This window comes from Barnesiella sp. An55, assembly GCF_002161555.1.
Lineage (GTDB): Bacteria > Bacteroidota > Bacteroidia > Bacteroidales > Barnesiellaceae > Barnesiella > Barnesiella merdipullorum.
The window spans coordinates 122,393-143,495 of record NZ_NFHZ01000006.1 but is presented as its reverse complement, the minus strand read 5'-3'; the positions used below and the strand labels follow the sequence as shown (position 1 = coordinate 143,495).

The 21,103-nt window shown below is 53.5% G+C and carries 13 protein-coding genes, 2 tRNA genes and 1 pseudogene; 9 read left to right on the top strand and 7 right to left on the bottom strand.

Going from position 1 to position 21,103, the window contains the following annotated elements; translation table 11 throughout:
• The first annotated feature begins 25 nt into the window (after window positions 1-25).
• Genes B5G10_RS05545 through B5G10_RS05530 form a run of 4 tightly spaced genes read left to right on the top strand, consistent with a single transcriptional unit; the run spans window position 26 to window position 5,687 of the window.
• Window positions 26-1,171, top strand: coding sequence for a glycerate kinase (locus B5G10_RS05545; RefSeq protein ID WP_087423741.1), 1,146 nt, complete (start codon window positions 26-28; stop codon window positions 1,169-1,171).
• Complete coding sequence (locus tag B5G10_RS05540; RefSeq protein WP_087423740.1) at window positions 1,164-2,417, top strand: TRAP transporter large permease subunit; 1,254 nt, start codon at window positions 1,164-1,166, stop codon at window positions 2,415-2,417. The genes B5G10_RS05545 and B5G10_RS05540 overlap by 8 nt, the downstream gene beginning before the upstream one ends.
• Window positions 2,408-3,502 carry a heparan-alpha-glucosaminide N-acetyltransferase domain-containing protein gene (locus tag B5G10_RS05535; RefSeq protein WP_087423739.1) on the top strand — a complete coding sequence of 365 codons (1,095 nt, stop codon included), beginning with the start codon at window positions 2,408-2,410 and terminating at the stop codon, window positions 3,500-3,502. The genes B5G10_RS05540 and B5G10_RS05535 overlap by 10 nt, the downstream gene beginning before the upstream one ends.
• 10 nt (window positions 3,503-3,512) lie before the next feature.
• Entirely contained in the window at window positions 3,513-5,687 is a 2,175-nt protein-coding gene (locus B5G10_RS05530) for an alpha-N-acetylglucosaminidase (protein WP_087423738.1), read from the top strand.
• Between the two features lie 130 nt (window positions 5,688-5,817).
• Here the strand turns inward: B5G10_RS05530 and B5G10_RS05525 are convergent.
• Window positions 5,818-6,513, bottom strand: a pseudogene (locus tag B5G10_RS05525) (alpha/beta hydrolase); the annotation flags it as partial.
• 322 nt (window positions 6,514-6,835) lie between these two features.
• On the opposite strand from B5G10_RS05525, the gene B5G10_RS05520 reads away from it, so the two are divergent.
• On the top strand, window positions 6,836-7,810 hold the full coding sequence (locus tag B5G10_RS05520) for a DMT family transporter (protein ID WP_087423736.1): 975 nt from the start codon (window positions 6,836-6,838) through the stop codon (window positions 7,808-7,810).
• Window positions 7,811-7,896: 86 nt separating this feature from the next.
• On the opposite strand, the gene B5G10_RS05515 is transcribed toward B5G10_RS05520, so the two are convergent.
• The 4 genes from B5G10_RS05515 to B5G10_RS05500 form a co-directional block, all read right to left on the bottom strand.
• Complete coding sequence (locus B5G10_RS05515) at window positions 7,897-8,733, bottom strand: HAD family hydrolase (protein ID WP_087423735.1); 837 nt, start codon at window positions 8,731-8,733, stop codon at window positions 7,897-7,899.
• 90 nt (window positions 8,734-8,823) lie between these two features.
• Window positions 8,824-9,750, bottom strand: coding sequence for a magnesium transporter CorA family protein (locus B5G10_RS05510; RefSeq protein ID WP_087423734.1), 927 nt, complete (start codon window positions 9,748-9,750; stop codon window positions 8,824-8,826).
• A 177-nt stretch (window positions 9,751-9,927) separates the two neighbouring features.
• A tRNA-Asn gene (locus B5G10_RS05505) sits at window positions 9,928-10,001 on the bottom strand.
• Window positions 10,002-10,020: 19 nt separating this feature from the next.
• A tRNA-Asn gene (locus B5G10_RS05500) sits at window positions 10,021-10,097 on the bottom strand.
• An 82-nt stretch (window positions 10,098-10,179) separates the two neighbouring features.
• Here B5G10_RS05500 and B5G10_RS05495 point away from each other — a divergent pair.
• Window positions 10,180-11,172, top strand: a complete 993-nt coding sequence (locus B5G10_RS05495) for an adenosine kinase (protein ID WP_241147720.1) — start codon at window positions 10,180-10,182, stop codon at window positions 11,170-11,172.
• A 36-nt stretch (window positions 11,173-11,208) separates the two neighbouring features.
• Window positions 11,209-12,885, top strand: coding sequence for a S41 family peptidase (locus B5G10_RS05490; RefSeq protein WP_087423732.1), 1,677 nt, complete (start codon window positions 11,209-11,211; stop codon window positions 12,883-12,885).
• Window positions 12,886-12,970: 85 nt separating this feature from the next.
• On the opposite strand, the gene ychF is transcribed toward B5G10_RS05490, so the two are convergent.
• Window positions 12,971-14,074: a redox-regulated ATPase YchF gene (gene ychF, locus B5G10_RS05485; protein ID WP_087423731.1), complete on the bottom strand. Its 1,104-nt coding sequence runs from the start codon at window positions 14,072-14,074 to the stop codon at window positions 12,971-12,973.
• A gap of 404 nt (window positions 14,075-14,478) precedes the next feature.
• On the opposite strand from ychF, the gene B5G10_RS05475 reads away from it, so the two are divergent.
• Both B5G10_RS05475 and B5G10_RS05470 read left to right on the top strand, forming a co-directional pair.
• Window positions 14,479-16,260: a family 10 glycosylhydrolase gene (locus B5G10_RS05475; RefSeq protein WP_087423729.1), complete on the top strand. Its 1,782-nt coding sequence runs from the start codon at window positions 14,479-14,481 to the stop codon at window positions 16,258-16,260.
• 126 nt (window positions 16,261-16,386) lie between these two features.
• The gene (locus tag B5G10_RS05470; RefSeq protein WP_087423728.1) at window positions 16,387-17,790 is read left to right on the top strand and encodes a mechanosensitive ion channel domain-containing protein; all 1,404 of its coding nucleotides are present in this window, start codon (window positions 16,387-16,389) and stop codon (window positions 17,788-17,790) included.
• Here the strand turns inward: B5G10_RS05470 and mfd are convergent.
• Complete coding sequence (mfd, locus tag B5G10_RS05465; protein ID WP_087423727.1) at window positions 17,729-21,073, bottom strand: transcription-repair coupling factor; 3,345 nt, start codon at window positions 21,071-21,073, stop codon at window positions 17,729-17,731. The genes B5G10_RS05470 and mfd overlap by 62 nt on opposite strands.
• Window positions 21,074-21,103: the final 30 nt, after the last annotated feature.

Below are 21,103 nucleotides of genomic sequence, written 5' to 3'. Positions count from 1 at the left end.
ATTTGGAGAAAAGGAAGAAAAGACCATGAAAAAGATAATTTTAGCATTTGATTCATTCAAGGGTTGCGCGGGTTCGCAGGAGATAGCTGCCGCTGCCCGACAGGGAATTGCTGATGTCCTTGTCGGGTGCGAGGTGGTAACGGTACCCATAGCCGATGGCGGCGAGGGTACAGCCGAGGCAATTTGTGCCAGTCTGCCTGTCGAGCGGGTATCGTGCCGGGTCCACGACCCGCTCATGTGCCCGATAGAGGCTGTGTATGGTATCACAGCCGACGGCACGACAGCCGTGATGGAGATGGCGGCTGCCAGTGGATTGCCTTTGGTACCGTCCGAAAAGCGGAATCCTCTGCTGACGACTACCTGGGGTACAGGCGAGATAATTGCCGATGCGTTGAGCCGCGGGTGTCGTCGCATCGTCATGGGGATTGGTGGCAGTGCTACCAACGATGCGGGTACGGGATTGTTGGCCGCATTGGGTTATCGGTTTCTCGATGACCAGGGCGAGGAGCTCTTCCCGATGGGAAAGAACCTGGAGCGCATAGCCTGCATCGACGAACATGGGGCCAATGGAGCTTTGCGCGAGACGACTTTTACGATAGTGTGCGATGTGAACAATCCCTTCTACGGGCCTCGCGGCGCGGCTACAATCTATGCTCCCCAAAAGGGGGCTTCGCCCGACGAGGTGGCCTTGTTGGAGAAGGGGATGATTCATTATGCTCAAGTAATAGAATCATCGAAGCATATCGATATTTCAACTATTCCGGGAGCTGGTGCTGCCGGCGGATTGGGTGGAGGTATGCTGCCCTTCCTTCGGGCCGAGTTACATTCGGGTATCGACATTGTGTTGGAGATGCTCCGCTTCGATGAGATTATACGGGGTGCCGACTTGATTCTGACTGGCGAAGGTAAACTGGACCGGCAGACAGGTATGGGGAAAGCTTTGGGAGGCATCTTGCACCATGCGCAGCGTGAGAAGGTACCGGTTATTGCTCTGGGTGGATGTGTAGAGGATTGCGAGGTGTTGAATCAGATGGGCTTTGCCGGTGTCTTTTCCATACAGCCTGCGCCGGTCGCGTTGCAGAAGGCGATGGACCGTGCGTTTGCCTTGCAGAATATTCGGCAAGTCGTGTCACAGATAATGCGAACCCTTCAAATCGTAAACCATGGATAGTACGGTAGGTGCATTGTTGGGGTTGCTGGTTGCAATAGGCCTGATTATCAAAAAGGTATCGCCTGCATATAGCCTTATTTTGGGGGCTTTGATCGGGGGCTTGGCCGGAGGCCTCTCGCTGGAAGAGGTGGTGGCCTCGATGACCGAAGGGGTGAAAGGAGTCTCTTCGGCCGTGTTGCGTATCTTGACGGCCGGAGTGCTGTCGGGTGTGTTGATTAAGACTGGCGCGGCCATGACCATTTCGAATGCTATCATTCGGTTCTGGGGCGAGAAGCGCATCTATCTGGCACTGGCCTTTGCGACGATGCTGTTGTGTGCGGTAGGAGTATTTATCGATGTAGCGGTCATTACGGTAGCCCCGGTAGCCCTCTCGATAGGCCGTCGGTTGGGAGTCCCCACTCCGCAGTTGCTGCTGGTGATGATTGGGGGCGGAAAGTGTGGCAATATCATTTCGCCCAATCCTAATACGATTATTGCGGCCGAGAATTTCGGAGCCGATTTGTCTTCGGTCATGTTTGCCAATATCATCCCGGCCCTCATCGGATTGCTTTTTACCGTTTTTATCATAGTCCGTTTCTTCCCGGTGCCTGAACGGCAGGTTCAATCCGATCGGGAGACCGTGGCCGATGACCAAACGTTACCTCCGTTGTGGAGCAGTCTGGTCGCCCCCGTTGTGACCATTCTCCTGCTGGCTTTGCGTCCGTTGTGCGGGATTACCGTTGACCCGTTGATCGCTTTACCGGTAGGTGGTCTATGCGGACTCCTCTGCATGAAGCAATGGAAAAACGCTCTGCCCAGTATCGAATTCGGGTTGCAGAAGATGTCGGTAATCGCCGTGCTGCTTATCGGCACGGGGACGATTGCCGGAGTCATTCAAGATTCTACACTCAAAGACCATATATTGGCACTGCTCGACCACATCAGCGTCGGGAAAGAGTTGATAGCTCCCGTCTCGGGTATCTTGATGTCGGCGGCTACGGCTTCCACGACAGCGGGAGCGACGCTGGCATCAGCCTCTTTTGCCGACACTATCCTGGCGGTAGGTGTTTCGTCGGTATGGGGTGCGGCCATGGTCAATGCCGGCTCTACCGTGCTCGACCATCTGCCTCACGGATCCTTCTTCCATGCTACGGGCGGAGTATGTGAGCTCTCCTTCAGGGAGCGGTTGAAATTGATTCCTTATGAAAGCCTCATTGGGGCTGTATTAACCTTGTGTTCCACGTTAATGTATTGGATATGTCGTTGAAAAAAACTACGAAAAGACTGGTTTCGCTCGATGTGTTGCGGGGAATTACCATTTATGGCATGATTCTCGTCAACAATGCCGGGGCTTGTGGGTATGCTTACGCTCCATTGAAACATGCGAGGTGGGACGGCTTTACGCCTGCCGATCTCGTTTTTCCTGCCTTCCTGTTCATAATGGGGGTATCGATTTATTTGTCACTCAATAAAGCCGGATTTGACTGGCGGGTTTCGATTGGACGTATTCTGCGACGCACCTTTTTGATAATCCTGTCGGGTATAGCCCTCAAATGGGTATTGGCCTGGATTGCGACGGGCGAATGTAATACAATCGAGAATCTTCGCATCATGGGTGTCTTGCAGCGACTGGGTATCTGCTACGGTATTGTCGCGCTTCTGTCGGTCACGGTACGGCATCGGTTTTTCCCGGCGATAATAACCTTGTTGTTGGTGGGATACTATTTGCTTCAACTCTTTGGAAACGGCTTTGAAAAGTGTGCCGAGAATGTGGTCTCGATAGTCGATTTTGCCGTGCTTGGCCCTTCGCACATGTATTTGGGCGGAGCCCAGTTTGTCGATCCCGAGGGGGTGTTGAGCACAATTCCCGCGGTAGCTCAGGTAATGATAGGTTTCTTGTGTGGCCGTATTATTGTTGGAGAAAAGGAGATTCGCACACAAATCGTGAAGTTGGCCGTTTGGGGTACGGTGATGCTCATACTCGGTTACTTGTGGAGCTATGGAGCGCCGTTGAACAAGCGGTTGTGGACATCGAGCTTCGTGTTGGTGACTTGCGGAGCTACCTCGCTCATCTTGGCCACGCTCGTCTATTTTATCGATGATTTGAAAAAGACCCGGTGGACGTTCCCCTTTGTCGTTGTGGGAGTGAATCCCTTGTCTATCTACATATTCAGCGAAATAGTCGGGGAGGCATTTCGTAAGTGGCATTGGACCACACTTTCGTTCGACAGCCTGTGGCAACCCCTCTTCGGGAATTACGGCGGAAGTCTGGCCTATGCGCTGGCATTCCTCCTGCTCAACTGGCTTGTCGCCTGGTTTTTGTATAAAAAGCATATCTATATCAAATTGTAAGAATAAGAAAATGAAGAAACTGTTTATTATTGCGTTGTCCTTTTGGTTTTTGGGAACAGCCTGTTGCTTTTCACAAGATAGCGATGTGAAGGCGGCCGAACAGCTTACTCGCCGCTTGATTCCCGATTATGCCGATGGATTCGTGTTTGAGAAGGCTTCGGCCAGGGCCGGGGATTATTATACGCTCGAAAGCCGGGACGGGAAAATAGTTGTCCGTGGGAATAATGCCAATTCGATGGCGGTCGGGCTTAATTACTATTTGAAATACTATTGCCTCACAACCGTATCGTGGTATGCCGATATTCCGGTCGAGATGCCGCGAGTCTTACCCTCTGTTGACAAGCCGGTTACGGTAGAGGCCAAGGTCGATACGCGTTTTTTTCTGAACTATTGCACCTATGGTTATTCCATGCCCTTTTGGCAATGGCGCGACTGGGAGCGCATGATTGATTGGATGGCCTTGAACGGCGTGAACATGCCGTTGGCCATCACCGGTCAGGAGTCGGTGTGGTACAAGGTGTGGCGGAAGATGGGGCTGACCGATGAGGAGATACGCTCCTATTTTACCGGGCCTACCTACCTGCCTTGGCACCGCATGGCCAATATCGACGGGTGGAACGGGCCTCTGCCCATGGAGTGGTTGGAGTCGCAGACCGCGTTGCAGCAGAAGATCCTGTCCCGGGAGCGCGAGTTGAACATGACTCCCGTGTTGCCGGCTTTTGCCGGTCATGTGCCAGCGGCGTTGAAGCGTATCTATCCCGAGGCCAATATTCAATACCTGGGTAAGTGGGCCGGATTTTCCGATACTTACCGTTGCCATTTCTTGAACCCCGAGGAGCCGCTGTTTGCCGAGATTCAGAAGTGTTTCCTTCAAGAGCAGGAAAAGCTGTTCGGTACCGATCACATCTATGGTGTGGATCCCTTCAACGAGGTGGATCCGCCCAGTTGGGAGCCGGAGTATTTGGCCCAGGTATCGGCCGACATGTACAAGACGCTGACCGCCGCCGACCCTGCAGCCGTGTGGTTGCAGATGACCTGGATGTTTTATCATGACCGCGATTTGTGGACAGCTCCACGCATCAAGGCGCTGCTGACCGGGGTGTCGCAAGACAAGATGATGCTGCTCGACTATCATTGCGAGAATGTCGAGTTGTGGAAGAGTACCGACAAGTTTCACGGGCAGCCCTATATCTGGTGCTATCTGGGCAATTTCGGAGGGAATACGACCCTTACCGGCAATGTCGGGGAGAGCGGACATCGTCTTGATGAGGCTATGAAAAACGGAGGTGACAATCTGGTGGGAATAGGCTCTACGTTGGAGGGACTGGACATCGATCAGTTCCCCTATGAGTATATCTTCGAGAAGGCTTGGACCCTAGCTGTGGACGAGCAAGAGTGGATTGACCGGTTGGCCGATCGCCACGTGGGAGCTGTCTCGGTTCCGGCACGTAAAGCCTGGCACCTCTTGTATGACGATATTTTCGTGCAGGTGCCCCGCACGTTGGGTATTTTACCGGGGTTCCGCCCGCAGTTGGGCAATAACCACGACAAGCGCACCGGTAATGAATATGACAATTCCACCTTGTTGCAGGTTTGGAAACTATTGCTCGATGTGCCCGATTGTCAGCGAGATGCATACAGTATCGACCTTGTGATGGTGGGTCGTCAGCTTTTGGGGAATTATTTCTTGACGGTAAAGCAGGAGTTTGATCGGTTGTACCGCGAGCAGAATGTCCCGGCCTTGCAGGCTAAGGCTGCCGAGATGCGTGAGATTCTGGCCGATTTGGAGGCTCTTAATGCCTTTCACAGTCATGCCTCGCTTGATTCGTGGATTGGTGAGGCCCGCAGCATGGGTACGACCGAAGCCTTGAAAGACTATTACGAGAAGAATGCCCGTAATCTTATTACCACCTGGGGAGGCAACTTGAACGACTATGCCAGTCGTACGTGGGCCGGATTGGTGAAATCGTATTATGCCGGTCGTTGGGAGATCTATTTCAATGCGGTAATCGCTGCGGCCGAACAGGGAGTTGAGCTCGACAGCCAGGCGTTGAACCGGCAGCTTGCCGCCTTTGAACAAGCATGGGTGGAGAGTACAGACCCCGTGGAGATTGATCGCAACGGTACCTTGCTCGATACTTCGCGAGAGCTGTTGAGAAAATACGAGAAGAAAATAGGGCGTTAAAATAGATTGTAGAAAAGGGAAAGAGGCGGTGACTGCGATAGCAGCCATCGCCTCTTTCTTGGTATTTGGCCGGTGGGTACTGGCCATTTTTTACAGTGTGCTTGCAGGAAAAAACTGTCTTCGTTGTTCAGAACGAGCGCAGCCAGTCGGCCAGTTCGTTGAGAACGGCATTTTTGAATAGAAAACTGTCGTTGTAGCCCCAGCCGTGACCTCCGGTGGGATAGATGTGCAGCGACACGGGCACGTGGTGACGGTGCAGGGCGTTGTAGTAGCGCAGACTGTTCTCGACGGGCACTACGTCGTCATCGTCGGAGAGCGCGATAAAGGCTCGCGGGGTCTCGGCATCGACCTGTTGTTCGTTGGAGTAGTAGTCGATGAGTCGGGCTTCGGGTTTTTCGCCAATGAGGTTTTTGCGAGAACCTGGGTGTGTGATGGCTTCGTCCATCGTGATGACGGGGTAGAAGAGTATCTGGAAGGCGGGTCTCAACTCTTTGGGGTAGTGGGTGGCCAGTGTCGAGGCCAGATGTCCGCCGGCCGAGAATCCCATCACTCCTATATCGTCGGGGTCGATATTCCATTCCCGGGCATGAGCTTTTACTACCCGCATGGCTTCGCACAGGTCGGCCAGGGGGACTTTGTGATTGCCGTGGGGCATGCGGTACTTCACGACAATGAGCGCAATGCCTTGCTGGGCGAAGTAGGGGGCAAAGTCATACCCTTCGTGGCCGTAGGCCAGCATGGCATAGCCTCCACCGGGGCACATGACGATGGCTCGCCCGGTATTTTTCCCGTCGGGTAGAAAGACTCGTATCGAGGGTTGGTATATGTGTGCGTTTTCGTCATAGGCTTTCCCCGTGTCGTTGTTCTTCTCGGCAGGGCCATTTACCCACAGGGGAATATCGATGGGCTGTCGCTCTTGGGCGTGAAGGGGGGCAATCAGTAGGGTGGTAGCGAGGAGCAGGGTGGTGAGCAGGTGACGTTTCATAGGTGTTGTCTTTAGGATATGCGATTGTGTTGCTCGTGATGAGGTAACTACTACAAAGATAGTCGCATAAGCCCAAAGGTGATGCGGGTCTCAAAAAAATATGTTTGACCAAACGAATTTCGTGACGAAACAATTTGTACTTTTGCGCCCAAAATAACGGGAAATGAAAGAGAAGCTAAAGGGCCATTCGGCCATGTTTACGGCGAATTTCCTGTGGGGAATTATGTCGCCGATTTCTAAATCGATCTTTTTAACAGGTTTCATATCGGCCTTTTCGTTGACCAATATGCGTATGGTGGGGGCAGCCGTTTTCTTTTGGATAGCCTCGCTGTTCATGCCTCGCGAGTCGGTAACCAAGCGCGATTTACTGTTACTTTTTGTCGCCTCTTTGTTTGGCATCACTCTCAACCAAGGTTTCTTTGTTGTGGGAATCTCCTACACGACGCCTATCGATGCCTCGGTAGTAGCGTCGCTCACGCCTATCATCACCATGATTTTGGCGGCCTTTATTCAGAAGGAGCCGATGACGGGCAAGAAAGTGATAGGTGTGTTCATGGGCCTTTCGGGGGCGTTGATGCTGATTCTGAACGGAGCCAGTGCCAAAGGCGGGTCGGGAGCCTTGTCGAGCGATAGGGTCATGGGCGATCTGTTCTGCCTGATTGCCGAGATAAGCTTTGCCATTTACTATGTGGCATTCAAAGATCTTATCAACCGGTATAAGCCGGTCACGCTCATGAAGTGGATGTTTTTGTTTGCGTCGATATGTTGTCTGCCCATCGGTGGTGTCGATGTGATGCACATTCCGTTTGAAAAGCTTGGCAGCACGGTCTATCTCGACTTGTTCTTTGTGATATTCGGAGCCACCTTCTTGTCGTATATGCTGGTTTCGGTCGGTCAGAAACGGTTGCGGCCTACCGTAGTGAGCATGTACAACTATATTCAACCCATTGTGGCCTCGCTGCTGGCTGTTTGGTGGGGTATGGATAGCTTCGATATGATGAAAGGGTTTGCCATTTTGCTGGTATTCCTGGGCGTGTATGTGGTGACGACCAGTAAGTCGAGGGCACAACTCGAGGCCGAGTTGGCGCTCAAGGCTGCTCAGGAGAATCGTGACGCGAATGACAAGGGTAACTGGTAAGGAATAGACGAATTGAAAATAGCATTGAGCCGCAAGAAATCCCATTCTTGCGGCTCAATTTTTATCGGTAGATTGTTGGGTGTCGCTTATTGCAGGTAGTCGTCGCAAAGGAACCGGGCTACACCGTCGTGATTGTTGTCGGGGATAATGGCTGTAGCCTGTCGCTTCACCTCGTCCATGGCATTTTCGGGAGCGTAGCGACGGTCGGCCAGACCGAAGAGAGGCAGGTCGTTGAGGTTGTCGCCAAAGGCCACGACCTCCCAGGGGTTGAGTTGGTCGATTATCTGTTGGGCCGTGGCCGCTTTGGAGACTCCCAGCGGGTAAATTTCGAGATTGCCGTAGCGGGGATCGACAATATCGCGATAGCAAAAGAGGCTGCATTTGCCCGACCGGTTTATTTCGGCAGCGGCGGTCTCGAGGCGGTCGAAGAGGTCGATGACCAGGATGAAGAGGGGTGGTCTTTCGAGCAGGGACGTGCGATAGTCGTCGATGAGCACGAAGTCCTTATAGGGAGTGTGCTCGCGCTGGCGTTTGAACTCGCGTTGCATGTCATTGGCAAGTGGCTTGTGAAAGACTTGCAGTTTGTTGCCGTCGATGCGATAGACAAAGGGCACGAGGGCGCGCTGCTCGAGTTGTTGGATATATTGCAGGGCCGAGTCGTCGGTAAATCCGTTGGCGCGGATGTAGCGTCTGCGACGGATGTCGTAGAGTACGGCCCCATTCATGAGTACGGCCGGCAGGTCGAGATCGAGCTCCTGCAACAGCGGTATGACCGTGGCTGGCGTGCGGGCTGTGGCTACGGTAAAGCGCATCCCCTTTTGCAACAGACTGTTGAGGATTTGTATCGAACGGGGCGAGACGACCGAGTCGCCGTTGAGCAGCGTGCCGTCCAGGTCGGAGATATAGAGCGTTTGGGTTTTCATCGTCGTGCAGGTTGTTTCGGTCTCGTGGGTTATGGGTCTCTATACGGGGGCAGGAGGGGTTGGCTTGCCAGCCCCCACAGGGAGCGGTCGTTAGAACCACTTGATTTTACGGAATATGACGAAAGCCAGGGCCGACAACAGTATCGAGAAGAATACGATGAGCGAGAAGGCATGGGGTATCTGCTCGATGTGTATATCGACGTTCATGCCGTAGAAGCTGGCGATGAGCGTGGGCACCATGAGCACAATCGAGAGGCTGGTCATGCGTTTCATGATGGTGTTCACGTTGTTCGAGATGATGGAGGCAAAGGCGTCCATCGTGCCGGTGAGAATATCGCTGTATATGTTGACCATGTTGTGGGCCTGTCGCAACTCGATCATGACGTCGTCGAGCAGTTCGGGGTTCTGGTAGTCCTTCTCGTGGAAAATCTTGGGCAGCTTGCTTATCATCATCTCGTTGCCTCGAATCGAGGTATTGAAGTAAACGAGGCACTTTTGCAGGTTCATGAGTCGCAGCAGGTCTTCGTTGCGGATGCTTCGTTGCAGCTCCTTTTCGGCCGAATTCACTTCGTTGTAGATCTGTTTCAGATACTTGAGGTACCACACGGCCGAGGAGTAGATGAGTCGTAAGATGAACTCGTATTTGTTGGGTACTGCAATCTCTTTGCGGCGGGTATGCTCGATGAAATCGGGAATCATGTCGGTCGATCGATAGCATACCGAAACGATAATCTCATTGTTGGTAATGATGCCTATGGGCACGGTGGTGTAGGAGATAGAGCTGTTCTGCTCGACCACGGGGATGCGCAGGATGGTCAACAACCAGTTACCCTCGTTATCGATGCGGGGACGCTCATCGGTATCGGCGATGTCGTGTAGAAAGGCGGCGGGCACCTTCAAATCATTCTCCAGGAAATCGAAATCGTCTTGAGTGGGGCTCTCTACGTTCACCCAGCAGTTGGGAAGCCAGTTGGGTTTCTCTACGAACCCTGCTTCACAAAAGAGATATTTTCTCATTGCGTTGCTCCTTTCTTGTTTTGTATCCCAAGGAGAGCTCGCAAAATTTGACGTTCAAACGTTACTTGCTCCCAAGGGAGGTGTGAATACTACTGTACGTTCGCGGGTTTGAATCGTCCATAATTGATTGGTTTTTGGTGAAAAAAAGAGTTCGTCTTGTGAACGAACTCCCCGAAGCTCTTCAGGTTGGACTTGAACCAACGACCCTCTGATTAACAGTCAGATGCTCTAACCGACTGAGCTACTGAAGAATAATAGTCTTAAAATGTGTGGCTCTTCAGGTTGGACTTGAACCAACGACCCTCTGATTAACAGTCAGATGCTCTAACCGACTGAGCTACTGAAGAAGATATCATTCCTTAAAAATGCGATGCAAAAGTAATGGGTTATTTCCAATTATGCAATATATTTGCAAAAAAAATTTCTACAATGAGGATAGTAGGACTGGGAAACGCACTTACCGACGTGCTGGCACGTTTACATTCCGACTCGTGTTTCGAGTCGATGGGCCTCTTGAAGGGGGGAATGCAACTGATTGACGAAGATCGGTTATTGAAGATTATGGCGGTCTTCGAAGGTCTGGAAACGACGCTGGCTTCGGGCGGTTCGGCTGCCAATGCCGTCTCGGGTGTCACCCGCTTGGGGGTAGAGGGCGGTTTCATCGGCAAGATAGGGCGAGATGCTTACGGGCGTTTCTTCCGCGAGGATATGGAGCGCAACGGGGTAAAGACCTCGCTTATCGAGTGCGACCAGGCTTCGGGGTGTGCCATGACCTTGATTACTCCCGACGGCGAGCGCACCTTCGGTACTTTTCTGGGGGCCGCGGCCACGTTGAGTGCCGACGAACTCACACCCGACAGGTTTGCCGGGTATGACCTGCTGCACATCGAGGGCTATCTGGTACAAGACGAGGCCCTCATCCTGCGGGCCGTGCAACTGGCCAAGGAGTTGGGGTTGCAGGTCTCTTTCGATATGGCAAGTTACAATGTCGTGAAGGAGAACTACGCCATTATCCACACCCTGGTAGAGAACTATGTCGATATCCTTTTTGCCAATGAAGAAGAGGCGATGGCCTATGTGGGCGAAGAGCCGCGCCGGGCTGTCGAGACGTTGGCCCGTCACTGCCAGATTGCGGTAGTCAAATGTGGGGCTCAAGGTTCGTTTGTGGGCCATGGGGATGTCATTGTAGAGGTACCGGCCACACCCGAGGTGCGGCTCGATTCGACGGGCGCCGGCGACCTGTATGCCTCGGGTTTCCTCTATGGTTTGTCGCAACATTGCTCGTTGAAGGTTTGCGGCGAGATAGGCTCGCTGCTGGCCGGTAGGGTGATCAAGGTAATAGGCCCCAAGATGAGCGACGAGATATGGGATGAAATAAAGTTAAAAGTAGCTGCAATGATTGCCGAGGACCGGCAGCATTGACTATCTTCGTAAAGCTAAGACAAAAAGAGTTGTGTCATGAAAAAAGTAAGTTTGAGCATAGGACTCGCCTGGGTACTTATCTTGGGGTTGGGCGTGGCAAATGCGGCACCGGCCGGGAAATCGGACCGGCGTGATTTCGAAGTTTCGCGTAATCTCGATATATTCAACTCGCTTTTCAAGGAGCTGAACCTGTTTTATGTCGATACCATCAATGCCGAGAAGGCTATCGGCGACGGCGTCAATGCCATGTTGAGCCGCCTCGACCCTTATACCGAGTATATTCCCGAGAAGGACAAAGACGATTTCTTCGTATCGACCACCGGCGAGTATGCCGGCATAGGCTCGATTATCGTCGAGCGCGACAATGCCGTCTATATCTCCGAACCCTACGAGGGGATGCCTGCTCAGCTGGCAGGTTTGCGTCCCGGCGACAAGATTGTGATGATCGACAACGACTCGGTGAAGGGGTGGAAGAGTTCGGCCGTGAGCGAGCGGCTGAAGGGCCCCGCCAATACCAAGCTGCGAGTGACCGTAGAGCGGCCGGGTGTCGAGGGCACTCTTTCGTTCGACATCACCCGCAAGAAGGTGCATATGCCTGTCGTGCCCTACTACGATGTGGTGTGCGACAGTGTCGGCTATATTTATCTGAATAGTTTTACCGACTCGGCTGCCGATGAGGTGAAACGGGCTTTGCAAGACTTGAAACGGCGGGGCGTGACTTCGCTCGTGCTCGATTTGCGCGGCAATGGCGGCGGTATTTTGGAGCAGGCCGTGCAAATTGTCAACCTGTTTGTGCCCAAGGGGGTAGAGGTGCTCTCGACCCGGGGTCGCAACAAGCAGATGGACAAGATTTACAAGACCACTCAGGAGCCGGTCGATGAACATATACCGCTGGCCGTACTGATTGACGGGGGAACCGCTTCGTCGTCGGAGATTGTAGCCGGCTCGCTGCAAGATCTCGACCGGGCCGTGATTATCGGCTCTCGCTCGTTTGGAAAGGGTTTGGTGCAATCGACCCGCCCGTTGCCCTATAACGGGATTCTCAAGGTGACGATTGCCCGCTATTATATCCCCAGCGGACGACTCATCCAGGCGATCGACTATTCGCACCGCAACCCCGATGGCAGTGTGGCCCGTATCCCCGACAGCCTCACCCACGAATTCAAGACAGCCCACGGACGCATCGTGCGCGACGGAGGCGGTATCAAGCCCGACATAGAGACCTCGGTCGAGCGGAGGGGAAACATCAGCTACTATCTGATGCGCGACTTCTATTTCTTTGACTATGCCAACCGATATGCGGCTCAACACGACACGATTGCTCCTGCCAAGGAGTTTGTATTGCCCGACTCGGTCTATAACGATTTCAAGGCTTTTGTGAAGTCGAAGAACTTCAAATACGACAAGCAGAGCGAGCGTATCCTGGCCGACTTGAAAGAGGTGGCCAAGTTTGAGGGCTATTTCGACGAGAATACTCAAAAGCAGTTTGAGGCGCTGGAGGCCAGTCTGAACCACGATTTGGACCGTGATTTGGAGACGTTCCGCGACGAAATAAGGCAACTGCTCTCGATTGAGATTGTGAAGCGTTATTACTACCAGAAGGGCGAAGTGATTGAGTCGATCAAGAACGACAAGGACTTGACCGAGGCTTGCGCTGTATTGAACGACAATGCCCGCTATTCTCAACTTCTGAACCTGTCGCCGAAACGCTGATTGGCGGCACCAAACGAATAAGAGAAAGGGCGATGAAACCGAGTTTCATCGCCCTTTCTCTTATGGTTATGAAGCTTAATGCCGATTATACGTTGAAGCGGAAGTGCATGATATCGCCGTCTTGCACCACATAATCCTTGCCTTCGATATACATCTTGCCGGCCTCTTTGCAGGCGTTCTCCGAACCCAGGGTTACATAGTCGTCGTATTTGATGACTTCGGCGCGGATAAAGCCTTTCTCGAAATCGGTGTGTATGATACCGGCGCATTGCGGGGCTTTGCTACCCTTCAGGTAGGTCCAGGCACGCACCTCTTGAGGTCCGGCGGTAAAGTAGGTCTCGAGGTTGAGCAGGCTGTAGGCGGCGCGGATGAGGCGCGACACGCCCGACTCTTCGAGTCCTATCTCGTTGAGGAACATCTGCCGCTCTTCGTAGGTTTCAAACTCGGCAATCTCCGATTCGGTCTTGGCAGCCACAATCAGTATCTGGGCATTCTCGTCCTTGACCGCTTCACGCACCATATCGACATACTTGTTACCCGACACGGCACTGGCATCATCGACATTGCAGATATACATGACCGGTTTGTTGGTGAGCAGGAAGAGGTCGTGGGCAATCTTCTGCTCGTCCTTGGTTTCGAAGGTAACGGTGCGGGCCGGTTTACCCTGCTCGAGAGCCTCCTTGTAGCGGCTCAGCACCTCGTAGGCGATTTTGGCCACCTTGTCACCGCCGGTTTGTGCCTGTTTCTGCACCTTCGAGATGCGCGACTCGATGGTCTCCAGGTCCTTGAGTTGCAACTCAAAGTCGATAATCTCTTTGTCTCTCACGGGGTTTACCGATCCATCGACGTGCGTGATGTTGTCGTCGTCGAAGCAACGAAGCACATGCAGGATGGCATCGGTCTCGCGTATGTTGGCCAGGAACTTGTTGCCCAGTCCCTCGCCCTTGCTGGCCCCTTTGACCAGGCCGGCAATATCGACAATCTCGACCGTCGTGGGGACAATGCGCTGGGGATGAACCAGCTCGGCCAGTTTGTTCAACCGCTCGTCGGGAACGGTGATTACTCCCACGTTGGGCTCGATGGTACAGAACGGAAAGTTTGCCGATTGCGCTTTGGCATTGGACAAACAGTTGAAAAGAGTCGATTTGCCCACGTTGGGCAGCCCGACTATACCACATTGTAAACTCATGCTATTGTATTGTTTTGTTTATATTCTCACTAAAAATATCGCAGCAACGGGTGGCGGCAGCTGCAAGTGTCTGGATTTTAGTGCTTAGCATAGCAATTGCCAGCTCCTGGACTTTCGTCCTGTCGCCTCCTGTTTATGCAGGCCCTGCAAAGATAGTGAAAGGCGAGAGTAAAGACAAACAGGAAAACTTGTTTTTCAAGTTTGGCTATGTCGAGTCACATCCTATCTTCTACAAAGGTAAGGAATCTTTTGCGTATTTCGTCTTTTCCACGCCAGAGGAGGTGTAGAAGGGTAAAATGGCATAAAAGTATTTTAAATGTTGTTGTGTTTTATTTAGGTATAAAAAGCGGGTAAATTCCAATTTTGGTGTATTTTTGTAAACACACTGATAATCTGCGAGTACCATGAAAAAACATCTCCTTCTTCTTTTTGGGGCTGTGGCTTTGGCTTTTTCGGTCGCAGCCGATTCTCCCAAACGGGAACTGAGGGCCACCTGGCTGGCTTCGGTGAGCAATATCGATTGGCCCAAATCGACAGAAACAGCTGCGCAGCAGCAGGCTTCGCTTATCGAGATACTCGATGGCATGCAGGCAGCCCGCATGAATGTCGTCTATCTGCAGGTGCGCCCCATGTGCGATGCTTTGTACCAGTCTGCTTACGAACCCTGGTCGCAGTTCCTCACCGGTACACGAGGTAAAGACCCGGGTTACGACCCGTTGGCTTTTGCCATTGGCGAGGCTCACAAGCGGGGCATGGAACTATATGCCTGGATCAATCCCTACCGCTATGAGAGCGTGAAGAATATGCACGGTGCCGACGATCCCATCCGCAAAAACCACCCCGAGTGGTTGCTCGAGTATTCGTCGAGCTATATTCTCGACCCGGGAAACCCCGAGGTGGCGTCTTATCTGGTAGATGTCCTCAGGGATATCATCACGCACTACAATGTCGATGGTCTCATCTTCGACGACTATTTCTATCCCTATGAGGGGACTACCAACGAGGATGCCTATTCGCAAGGCCTTTACAAGCCGGCAGGGAAGAATGTGGGCGACTGGCGACGCGAGAGTGTGAACAAACTGATTGCCGACATATACAGTATGATTCAGGAGACGAAGCCTACCGTAAAATTCGGCATCGGTCCCTTTGGCATCTGGGGTGGGCCCCAAAGTGTGGCTACGGCCTATGGCATCGACTACCTGAATACGAGCGGGGGCACGAGTGCCTATTCGCAACTTTATTGCGACGGTGTGGCCTGGCTGAAGGAAAAGAGTATCGACTTCATTTCGCCACAATGTTACTGGCCCAGTTTCAACACCAAGCCATGGGGCTACAAGACCCTGGTTCCCTGGTGGGCCGGGGTAGCCGAGGTGATGGAGCGTCATTTCTATTCGAGCATGCGTGTCTCTACCATGCCGCAGAGTGGTCCGCAGCGCAAAAGTATCCTACAGCGGCTTCATATGACCGAGAACGAATACAACAGTCTGTCGATGGTCGAGCGGTCGGTTGCCGCTACGGCTGCCCAAGGAACCGAGGAGTGCGGCTTTGAGGTGGACATGAACCGCTCGACCGACCTGCTGGGAGCTCCGGGGCATGTATTCTTCAACACGACCCAGTTCTTCAGTTACGGTTTGGCCGATTACTTGGCCGAGGAGAAGTTTACCCAGCCGGCTTTGACCCCGCTCATGAGTTGGAAAACGCCCCAGACTCTGCCCGAAATTACCGAGATTACCCTCTCGGGGAATACCCTTTCGTGGCGGGCCGACGGAGCCGACGAGACAATGCGCTATGCCATCTATTACGTGCCCAGCCGGGTAGCTTATAATTCTGCAACATACGAGAAATCGGCCTATCTGCAGCGGGTTACTTGGGAGACGAGTGCCGATGTATCGTCATGTACACAGTCGGGTTACTACTTTGTTGTGACAGCCATCGATGCCGCCGGCAACGAGTCGGAACCCTATATCAAAACGCCTTCGGGTATCCAGGCTGTCGAGACCGACGCGCTGACAATCTATGGGGTACCGGGCGCCGTTTGCATATCGGCTCCCGAGGCGACGATGGTTAGCATCCACACGATTGCCGGGCAGTTGATGCACGAGGTACAAGTCGAACCGGGCACGACCGAGGTGGCTCTACCTGCCGGCTTCTATCTGGTCAACGGGCAGAAAATAATCGTTCAATAGATACATAGTGGTCTTTTTACGGAAAGTGGCTGTCTCTCACAGGAGAGACAGCCACTTTTTTTTGTGTGGAATCGAGATGAACCCAACGGGCGGGTGAGGCGTTTTTAGGGGAAAAAAGAGATAACGATGAACAAGGCATACGAGATAGCCGACCGGTTGATGGCCTGGGTATCGGATCTGTTGTTGAGGTTCACGGGTGAGCCATCGCCCGTGTGGAACCAGATTGTGTATAGTATTTTGGTGTTTATCATTGCCATCGTGGTGGGACGCATTTTGCGGGTCATTGTCATTTATGTGATTCAGCAGGTTGCCCGGTATCGGGGTGGCAGTTTGATGAAGGGGTTGGTCAAGGCCCACCTCTTTACCCGCATGACTCATGTGATACCGCCGCTGGTCATTCTGTCGCTGTTGCCATTTGCCTTTCATGGCACGCCGGCTTTCTTGAAACTGATCGAGAAATTGTGCTGGATTTATGTGCTGGGCGTGATTGTTTTTTCGATTAATACGCAGTTGTCGGTCTTTTGGGAAATCTATTCGAGTCGCACGGCATTGCGCAATCGGCCCATGAAAGGGATGATTCAGATTGTTAAAGGGCTGCTGGCCGGTTTTTGGGTGATTGTGACGGTGTCGATCCTGATCGAGCGGTCGCCCATGGCCCTCATTACGGGGCTGGGCGCTTTTGCTGCCGTGCTGATGCTGGTGTTCAAAGACAGTATCCTGGGTTTTGTGGCGGGCGTGCAACTGTCGCAAAACGACATGATTCGCAATGGCGACTGGATTGTGGTGCCGGGTGGTAGTGTAAACGGCATCGTCATTGACGTGTCGCTCGATACGGTGAAGGTGCAGAACTTCGACAACACGATTGTGACGTTGCCGCCCTATTCACTGGTGTCGGGCGAGGTGCAGAACTGGCGGGGAATGACCGAAGCCGGTGGCCGACGCATCATGCGCTCGCTGACCATCGATTTGAGTACGGTGAAATTCTGTACTCCCGAGTTCCTGGAAAAGATGAAGCAGATCGAGATTTTGCGCGATTTCATCGAGAAAAAGCAGGCTCAACAGCAACGTGGCGTAGTCGAGAATACCCAGAATAGCGAGGGGCTGGTCAATGGTACTATCGAGACCAATCTGGGCCTGTTCAGGGCCTATATGGTGCTCTATCTGCAACGGCACAAGTTTATCGGTGGGCAGATGCTTCTGATGGTGCGGGCCCTCGATCCCACCGACAACGGGCTCCCTTTGCAGCTTTATTGCTTTTCGACCAATACCGACTGGGTAAGCTACGAGTCGATTCAATCGGAGATTTTCGAACACTACGCCGCCATCATGCCGCAATTCGGGCTCTATCCTTTCCAGAACCCGTCGAGCCGCGACTACATCAATGCAGCCCTGCTCACGGCCGGGCATCACCCCGACGAGTTGTGGGGGATACCTTTCGGTACGATGCGAGGGTCGGGTTCGCCGGCGGCTAAACCGGGGTCGTCTGCAGCATCTCCTCAAGCACCGCAACCGCCGATTCCACCGAAGTAATGTCTTTTATGGCCAGGGAACGACGCCCTTTGATTTCGCGCAGTTTGCATTGGCGCGGGTTCTTTTGCAGGTAGGCCAGGATGCGCCCGAAGGCTGCCGACTGGTAGTAGGCCACGTGCTCGTCGGAGACGAAGTAGAGATACATCTGACCCTGTTTCAAACCCACTTTTTCGATACCCAGTTGTTTGGCTAGGCGTCTGAGGCGTACGACCCGGATGAGCTCCATGGCTTCGTGGGGAATACGCCCGAAGCGGTCTTCGAGCCGTTCACAGAACTGGCGTATATCAGTCTCGCGTTCCATGTTGTCGAGCTCCTGGTAGAGCGAGATGCGTTCCGACTCCTGCGGCACGTAGTCGGCCGGGAAGAGAATCTCGAGATCCGACTCGATGGTACACTCCGAGACAAACTCCTCGGGTTTCGTGTCGGAATCGGCCCCGTAGTAGAGGTCGCTGAACTCGTCGTTTTTCAACTCATCGACCGCCTCTTTCAATATTTTCTGGTAGGTCTCGTAGCCCAGATCGGCGATGAAACCGCTCTGTTCGGCCCCGAGCAGGTTGCCGGCACCCCGTATGTCGAGGTCTTGCATGGCAATGTGTATGCCGCTACCCAGCTCCGAGAAGCTCTCGATGGCTTGCAGCCGCCGGCGGGCATCGACCGAGAAGGTGTGTCGCGGCGGAGTGAGCAGGTAGCAGAAGGCCTTGCGGTTGCTGCGGCCCACACGCCCTCTGAGCTGGTGCAGTTCGCTCAACCCGAAGTTCTGGGCATCGTTGATGATGATGGTGTTGGTGTTGGGCATGTCGATACCCGACTCGATAATGGTGGTGGCCAGCAGCACGTCGTAGTCGTAGTTGACAAAGTCGATGATGGCCTGCTCCAGTTTATCGGGCGGCATCTGTCCGTGGCCGATGACTACGCGGGCATCGGGGACCAGCCGGTGTATGGTATTCTCGAGTTCATACAGTTGCGGTATGCGGTTGTTGACAAAGAACACCTGGCCGCCGCGGCTCATCTCGAAGTTGATGGCCTCTTTGATAATGTCGTCGTTGAAGGCGTGTACCTCGGTCTGTATGGGGTAGCGGTTGGCCGGCGGGGTAGAGATGACCGAGAGGTCGCGCGCCCCCATCAGCGAGAACTGCAAGGTGCGGGGGATAGGGGTGGCCGACATGGTGAGCGTATCGACATTGACCTTCATCTGTTTGAGTTTCTCCTTGACCGCTACGCCAAACTTCTGCTCCTCGTCGATAATGAGCAATCCCAGGTCGTTGAACTTTACATCCTTGCCGATGAGTTTGTGGGTGCCGATGATGATGTCGATTTTCCGTTCGGCCAGATCTTTGAGGATGGCTTTTACCTCCGAGGCCTTGCGGGCCCGGCTCAGATACTCGATGCGCACGGGAAACTCTTTGAGTCGCTCCTTGAAGGTCTGGTAGTGCTGGAAGGCCAGCACGGTAGTGGGCACGAGCACTGCCACCTGCTTGTTGTCGCAGGTCGCCTTGAAGGCTGCCCGTATGGCTATTTCGGTTTTACCGAATCCCACGTCACCGCAGATGAGCCGGTCCATGGGGCGTTCGCGCTCCATGTCGGCTTTTACCTCGGCGGTCGATTTTATCTGGTCGGGAGTATCTTCATAAATGAACGAGGCCTCGAGCTCCTGTTGCAGGAACGAGTCGGGCGAGAAGGCAAATCCCTTCTCCTGTTTGCGGGCGGCATAGAGTTTGATAAGGTCGCGGGCAATCTCTTTCATCTTGCCCTTGGTCTTCTCTTTCATGCGCTCCCAGGCGCCGCTGCCCAGTTTGTTGATACGAGGCGTTTCGCCCTCTTTGCCCCGGTATTTGGCCAGTTTGTGCAGGGCGTGTATGCTCACGAAGATGATGTCGTCGTTCTGGTAGGTGAGTTTGATTACCTCCTGCATCTTCCCGCTGATTTCGGTGCGGATGAGTCCGCCGAAGCGTCCGATACCGTGATCGACATGCACGATGTAGTCGCCCACCTCGATTTGGTTGAGCTCCTTGAGCGACAGGGCCAGTTTGCCCGAGCGGGCGTGCTCGCTCTTGAGGGTATATTTGTGGAATCGGTCGAATATCTGGTGATCGGTGAAGCAGCACATCTTCAGGTCGTTATCGACAAATCCCTCGTGCAGGGTCTTCAGCACGGGAGTAAAGGTAATCGATTCGCCTCGTTCCTCGAAGATGGCCTGGAGCCGCTCAATCTGTTTCTCGCTGTCGCTGAGTATGTAGATGGTGTATTTTTTCTCGATGAATTGGGCGAACGACTGACTCACGAGATCGAAGTTCTTGTGATAGATGCCCTGTGGGGCACAGTCGAATCGCATGACGGCCGGGGTAGCCGCCTCGCTCGACGAGCCGTAGTCGATGCGGCGGAACGAGAGCGCCTTTCGGCGGAAAGCGGCCGGGTCGATAACCTTCTTCATGGCGTCGCGGTCGCCCTCCTCGGCAATGAGGGTCTGTTCCGAGAGAGACTCCGAGGCGATAGCCTCGATGCGGTCGAGCGCCCACGAGAGATTGTGGCACACGAGAAGGGCGTTTTTGTCGATGAAATCGAGCATCGAGATGCCCGAAGCCTCTTGCCCGCATACGTTTGAGACGATATAGACTTCGTCGAGCCGCTCGGTCGAGAGCTGGGTCTCTACCTCGAAGGTACGGATACTCTCCACCTCTTTCCCGAAGAAGTCGATACGATAGGGCAACTCGTTGGTGAACGAGAATACATCGAGAATACTGCCTCGCACGGCAAACTGTCCCGGCTCATACACATAATCGACCTCGTTGAATCCCTGTGCCCGCAACTTGTCGGCCAGGGCCACGATGTCGCATTTGCTTTTTTTGTCGATATGGAGTGTGCTGTCCGACAGGGTATCGACCGGTACCACCTTCTCGGCAAGTGCTTCGGGATAGGTGACCACCAGCAGGGCATCGCCTTTCTGGTTGAGCCGGTTGAGCACCTCGGTGCGCAGGATCTCGGAGGGAGGGTCGGGTTGCCCGTACTTGATGTCGCGCTTGTAGCCCGAGGGGAAGAGCAGGACGCGGTCGCTGCCGTTGATTTGTACCAGGTCGTTGTAGAGATAACCTGCCTCGTCGAGGTCGTTGGCAATGATGAGGTGTGGCTGCTTGTTCTCCAACAGATTGGAGAAGAGCAGGGCAGGGGCCGAACCTTCGAGCCCTTGAACGAAAATATTCTTTTTCTTGTGATCCTTTACCAGTGACAAAAACGCATCACGCCTGGCCGGCGTGTTGAAGAGTGCCGAGAAACTTTGAATGTCCATGCTTGTCCTATACTTAACCGGGAAACAAAG